Raw genomic sequence first — 6,000 nt, forward strand, 5'->3', positions numbered from 1 at the left:
TGTTCCAAGGGTTTACCTCATAACGAATCATCAACAGGAGAAAAGAATGAATCAGGAGATGCTGCGAACTCATCCACGGAAGCCGTTTTTTGACCTGGACCAGCTCACCGCGTGCCTCGCCGCGTGTACTGAATGCGCCGACACCTGCACCATCTGCGCCGACGCCTGCCTCAGCGAGGAGAAGGTGCAGATGCTCACCAAATGCATCCGGTTCGACCTCGACTGCGCCGACATCTGCAGCACCACCGCGAGGGTGCTGTCTCGGCAGACCGAGCCGAACGCCCAGCTGATGCTCATGCAACTCGAATCTTGCGCGACGGCCTGCCGCCTCTGCGCCGACGAATGCCAGAGCCATGCGGAGATGCACAGGCACTGCAGAGTCTGCGCGGAATCGTGCCGCAACTGCGAACAGAGGTGCCGGGATCTCATCTCATCGATGCCGGGAATTACCGGTCGGAAATAGAAGATCAATCACCGGCGGCAGCACCCGGAGCTGCCGCTTCGCCCCCGCGTTTTGCTCCCCCCCCACACCTTGAGGCGGTAAAATTCCGCCACGTCACTTCGCACCGATCCAACTCGAATAGACGGGTTCAAGAAAGTCGCTTTGGCCGCCGCCATGCCTCAGCCTCGATGTAAACCTTCTTCACCTGGGGCACCCGCGCCTTGATCGCCTCCTCCATTTCCAGGATTGCGTCTTCTATCTCCCCCGCGGAGACATGATCCGCAAAATCAAGGCTGACGGTGGTGACGATATACTCCGGCCCCATGTGGAGAGTCAGCACTTCGTTCACGTGCTCAACACACCTCCCCTGCCCCACGATTTCTCTGATGGCGCCCACCACCTCGCTGTCGGCGGCTTCACCGACGAGAAGCCCCTTCGTCTCCCTCGCCAGAAGAGCGGCGGTAACGCCGAGGATAACGCCGATGAGGACGGAGGCCAGGCCATCGAAAACGGGGCTTCCGGTGAGCTGGGTAAGGAAGATGCCGACGAGGGCCACGAGCAGGCCGAGCATGGCGGCGGAATCCTCCATCACCACAAGGAAGAGCGTCGGGTCCTTCCCCCGGCGGATCGCCTCGATGAAGCTCTGACGGTCGCTCTTCTCCTTGCCGAACTCCCGTACCGACACGATCCAGGAAATGCCTTCAAAAACGAGGGCAGCGGCTATTATGATGTAGTTCACCATCGGGTTTGCAATGGGGTTCGGCGCGAGGAGATGGATTATTCCCTCGTAGAGCGAGATCCCCGCGCCGAGGGAGAAGATGAGGATGGCGACGACGAAGCTCCAGAAGTAGATCTCCTTGCCGTGGCCGAAAGGAAACTGCTCGTCAGGTGGAAGTGCGGCGCGGTGCAAGCCGTAAAGGAGGAGTACCTGGTCACCGGTATCAACGAGGGAGTGGATCCCTTCAGACAGGATTGCCGAGCTCCCGGTCCACCATGCCGCGCCGAACTTGGTGGCGGAGATGAGAAGATTGGCCGCCATGGCGGCATAGATTACCTTTCTGGCGCCACCCTTCATGGTGGGTCCTTCTCGTGTGGTTCGTCGCGGTGGAGTGGTAGCGGTTGATGTAACTTTATCCCCGGCAAGGGGGTCTGCAACGCGGCCCATTGAGCCCACGGTGTTGACTACTGGCAAATAGTGCTGTAGCTTGGGGCGCCTGAGCATTTGCAGTGGGACACAAGGAGGGGGCATGTCGGAGCTGGCATATTGGACGGTATTTCTGGGCACCGCGCTTGCGTTGTGCCTCTCGCCTGGACCTGACCTCCTTTACGTTATATCCCGCAGCATTGCGCAAGGGACAAAGGTCGGCCTGGCATCCGCCGCGGGACTATGGATCGGGGCTTTCATTCATGTACTCGCGGTCGCTTTCGGCCTTTCAGCGCTCCTCGTAGCCTCGACCGCTGCATTTACCGTCGTGAAGTACCTCGGTGCCGCCTACCTTGCCTATCTCGGCATCCAGTCCCTCTTCTCACGCGGTGCCTCGTTCTCGCTCCCTGCGGTGGAGACATCGAAACTGACCCCGGCGCAGGCACTCCGGCAGGGGATCCTCGTCGATCTGCTAAACCCGAAAGTCGCCATCTTCTTCATGGCGTTTCTCCCCCAGTTCGTGAGGCCTCACAGGGGAAACACCTCGCTGCAGCTCATCATCCTCGGCGTCATTGTCATAGCAGTCGCGATCCCCATCGAATCGTTCTTCGTCGTCGCAGCATCCCGCACGACAGGATTTTTCAGGCAGCACCCCAGGACATCCCTCTGGCTTGACCGGGCGCTCGGCTCGGTCCTGGTATCGCTCGGGATTCGCCTGGCCCTCCTGGAGCAGCGTCGGTAACGGCAAGCGAAAGCGATTTAAAATCATCCCCCTCGTTCCCAGGCTGGAATGAGCACGGAAGACCTCCCATTCCGTCACCTCCTTGTTCCCAAGCTCCGGCTCGGGAACACACTTGCCCGGGAGGCTCAGCCTCCTTCCCTCTGCAACACATCGATACCCGCTGCCGCGGATGCAAAGCTGGAGCTTTGCACCCAAGCCCGTCCCCAAGGAGGACCTTGGGAACGAGCATGTATGTTGAGGGTGAAGTTCATCCCACTGCGGTGAACTTCACCCTCGTTCCCAAGCTCAGCTTGGGAACGCACTTGCCCGCGAGGCTCAGCCTCGCCAATTCCGCGATCATCCGCTGCCGCGGATGCAAAGCTGGAGCTTTGCACCCAAACCCGTCCCCAAGGAGGAACTTGGGAACGAGTATGTCGAGCGTGTACGTTGAGGTGAAGTCCGCCCCCCCTGCGGTAAAGTTATTGTAAAAGGAACACTTAAAGGGACTGACGGCGACTCGATCGCTCAGTTTCAGCGCATTCCCCCCTTTCTCCCTCGACCGCTCCCTTTCTTCCGGAACGCGACCGCGTCTGCCCATCCCTCACCGCCCTGCCCGAATGTAACAGCTGTTACCGAGATGCATTTCACCCCGCGCTAACCGCAGCTTTACCTTCGGGTGCGACCGGGGAGCCTATGAATACTCAGAAGCCACTTATCACCTTTGGCCTCATGGCCTACAACGATTCGAAATTTTTAAGGGAAGCGCTTGCGGCCGCTTTCTCTCAAAGCTACGAGCCTCTGGAAATCATTCTTTCCGATGACTGTTCCACCGACGACACGTTGCAAATCATGGAGCAGGCGGCGGCCGAGTACCGCGGCCCCCATACGATCGTGCTGAACAGGAACGAGAGGAATGTCGGAGTCAGCAATCACATCAACAGGATCATGGAGATCTGCAGCGGCGAGATAATGGTCATAGCCGCCGCCGACGACATCTCGCTGCCGCACAGGGTGCAGCGAACGTACGAGGAGTTCGTGGCGTCAGGGGGGACGGCCTTCTCCATCCATTCCAGCTGCATTCTCATCGACGACAATGGTGAGACGATCGGCACTGCACAGGAGTACGAATCGTATGAGGCAGATCTCGAGACGGTCATCGAGGAAGGCACATGGCTGTATGGCTGCACTCATGCGTGGCACCGGGACATCTTCGACAAGTTCGGGCCACTCCGCGCCGACGTAAAGCGGGAGGATGAGGTGCTGCCATTCCGATCTCTCCTGCTCGGCACCATACGGTACATACGGGAACCGTTGGTGCTTTACCGCCTGCACGGCAGTAACCTTTCCAAGTGGAAGCGCACAGTCGTCTCCGATGGCGGAGAGCTGAATGACCTGATTTACGGGGAGTTCCACGAAAGGGTGGTGAACTTGAAATCGTACCTCGCGGATCTGGAAACCGGGGGACACCTCCTCGATCGACAAAGAATGGTTGCACTGCGGGAAAGGATTTTGAGGGAGATCGATTCACGCGAGGTGGAGATGACACTGAGGAAGGGTAGCCTGAAGGAGAAGGTGGAGATACTTCGCCAGCAGAATGCTGTGAAGTTCGACCCTGCCCTGACCGCGCGGGTGCTGTTGAGAATACTCTTTCCGGACCTGTACAAGCAGTACAGCTACCACAGGTACAAGAAATTCACCTCCAGCGAGGTGGAGATGCTCCCGGACGGCGGTCCTGCGCGCGGCACAGTTCCGCTGCAGCAGTAGCGGCCTCAAAACATTTTTGGGCGAGCCGCAGACATTTCTGGAGCGGCCTCGGACATTTCTGGAGCGGCCTCGGACATTTCTGGAACTGCGGAAACATTTTTGGAGCCGTAGGAAACATTTTTGGAGCCGTAGGAAACATTTTTGGAGCCGTAGGAAACATTTTTGGAGCCGTAGGAAACATTTTTGGAGCCGTAGGAAACATTTTTGGAGCCGTAGGAAACATTTTTGGAGCCGTAGGAAACATTTTTGGAGCCTCCGAAACATTTTTGGAAGAGCCTGAAACGTTTTTAAAGCAGCCTATCGCAAAGGACGATGGGCCAAATGGAGCGGATGATACAGCATTGTCAATTAATGACGTCACTCTTATTTTCGGTAACATCATAAGAGAGCAGCTGGTTCTGCACCGGCTCCCGCCATTCACCTTCGGCAGCAAGGAGTGCTATGTCATACAAGCGGATACTGCAGACCACCCTGATCATGGGGAGCTCGTCAGTATGTAATACGTTGCTTGGGATTGTACGCACCAAGATCCTCGCCCTCATCCTCGGCCCCTCCGGCATCGGCCTCGCCGGGATCTACACCACCGTCACCGGGCTTTTCAGCGCCGTCTGCGGGCTCGGCATCTGGGAGAGCGGCGTCAGGCAGATCGCCAACGCCGTCGGCTCCGGCGACGATGAGCTGGTTGGCCGCACCGTCCTTACCATCCGCCGGGCCACCCTCATCTGCGGAGCACTCGGATTTGTCGCCCTCGTTGCCTTCAGCGGCATCGTAAGCAAACTCACCTTCGGGCACGATGGCCACACCAGAGATCTCGCCCTCGTCTCCCTCACCATTCTCTTTGGTGCACTGGCCAGCGGACAGGCGGCGCTTATCCAGGGAATGCGCCGCATAGGGGACCTGGCGAAACTCGGGGTCCTCGGCTCCCTGCTCGGCACGGTCATCAGCATCCCCATCGTGTACGCCTTCGGGGAGCGCGGCATCCCCTATTTCCTCATCAGTGTCTCCGCCATGAGTATCCTGACCTCCTCGTGGTACGCGCGAAAAATCAGGACGGCGTCCGTCCGCGCCTCGTGGCTCGAGTCCCTCAGGGATGCGCACCCCCTCCTGAAGCTGGGGGTAGCACTTATGTCCGGTGCCCTCATGACGGCGGCGACCCAGTACATCCTGCGCGTCTTCATAGTAAGGGAACTGGGGCTCACTGCCGCCGGTGTCTATCAGGCCTCGACGACGCTGTCGCTGGTTTATGTGGGGATCATCCTCAACGCCATGCTCACCGACTTCTATCCCCGCCTTGCAGCGGCATCGGGAAACAATGTGGAGTGCGCGTCACTGGTCAACAAGCAGATCGAGGTCGGGCTCCTTCTCGCCGTCCCCGGGATCGTGGCGATCATGACCTTCGCGCCGTGGGTCATCGCCACCTTCTATTCCGCAAAGTTCCTCTCCGCCGTCGACATACTGAGGTGGCAGATACTGGGCGTGATGCTCCAGCTGGTGACCTGGCCGATGGGGTTCATCCTGCGCGCCAAGGGGAACGGCAAACTCTTCTTCTTGAGCGAGCTTTTCGCCAACAGCAGCTACCTCGTGCTCACCTGGGTGGGAATCACCTTCTTCGGGCTACCCGGTCTCGGCGGAGCGTATTTCGGCATGAACCTCACCTATCTCGTCCTCATCTTCTTCATCGTGCGTGGCTACTACGCATTCGGCTTCACCAGGGAGAGTGTGCGCCTGCTGATCATGTCGTGCATCGCCCTCGCCGGCGTCTTTCTCCTCACAGCCTTCCTCCCCAAAACCGCCTCACTGATAGCAAATTCAGTAGTCACCCTCGTTGTCAGCGGCTACTCACTCAAGGTTCTCCTGAGCAGAGCAGGCGAGGAAATGGCCCCCGGACTCCTGCTGAAGATCAAGTCGTGCTTCTCGCCATGAAAAAGA

The 6,000-nt window shown here is 58.6% G+C and carries 5 protein-coding genes; 4 read left to right on the top strand and 1 reads right to left on the bottom strand.

Annotation, left to right across the window (positions count from 1 at the left end):
* Positions 1-46: 46 nt before the first annotated feature.
* Complete coding sequence (locus LPW11_RS22320) at positions 47-463, top strand: four-helix bundle copper-binding protein (RefSeq protein ID WP_230996071.1); 417 nt, start codon at positions 47-49, stop codon at positions 461-463.
* 127 nt (positions 464-590) lie between these two features.
* On the opposite strand, the gene LPW11_RS22325 is transcribed toward LPW11_RS22320, so the two are convergent.
* Positions 591-1,517, bottom strand: coding sequence for a cation diffusion facilitator family transporter (locus LPW11_RS22325; protein WP_230996072.1), 927 nt, complete (start codon positions 1,515-1,517; stop codon positions 591-593).
* 172 nt (positions 1,518-1,689) lie between these two features.
* Between LPW11_RS22325 and LPW11_RS22330 the strand changes: the two genes are divergently transcribed.
* The 3 genes from LPW11_RS22330 to LPW11_RS22340 all read left to right on the top strand — a co-directional run bounded on the left by LPW11_RS22330 (position 1,690) and on the right by LPW11_RS22340 (position 5,994).
* Positions 1,690-2,328, top strand: coding sequence for a LysE family translocator (locus tag LPW11_RS22330; RefSeq protein ID WP_230996073.1), 639 nt, complete (start codon positions 1,690-1,692; stop codon positions 2,326-2,328).
* Positions 2,329-3,000: 672 nt separating this feature from the next.
* Complete coding sequence (locus LPW11_RS22335; RefSeq protein ID WP_230996074.1) at positions 3,001-4,071, top strand: glycosyltransferase; 1,071 nt, start codon at positions 3,001-3,003, stop codon at positions 4,069-4,071.
* 441 nt (positions 4,072-4,512) lie between these two features.
* Entirely contained in the window at positions 4,513-5,994 is a 1,482-nt protein-coding gene (locus tag LPW11_RS22340) for an O-antigen translocase (RefSeq protein WP_230996075.1), read from the top strand.
* Positions 5,995-6,000: the final 6 nt, after the last annotated feature.

The organism is Geomonas sp. RF6 (assembly GCF_021044625.1).
Classification (GTDB): domain Bacteria; phylum Desulfobacterota; class Desulfuromonadia; order Geobacterales; family Geobacteraceae; genus RF6.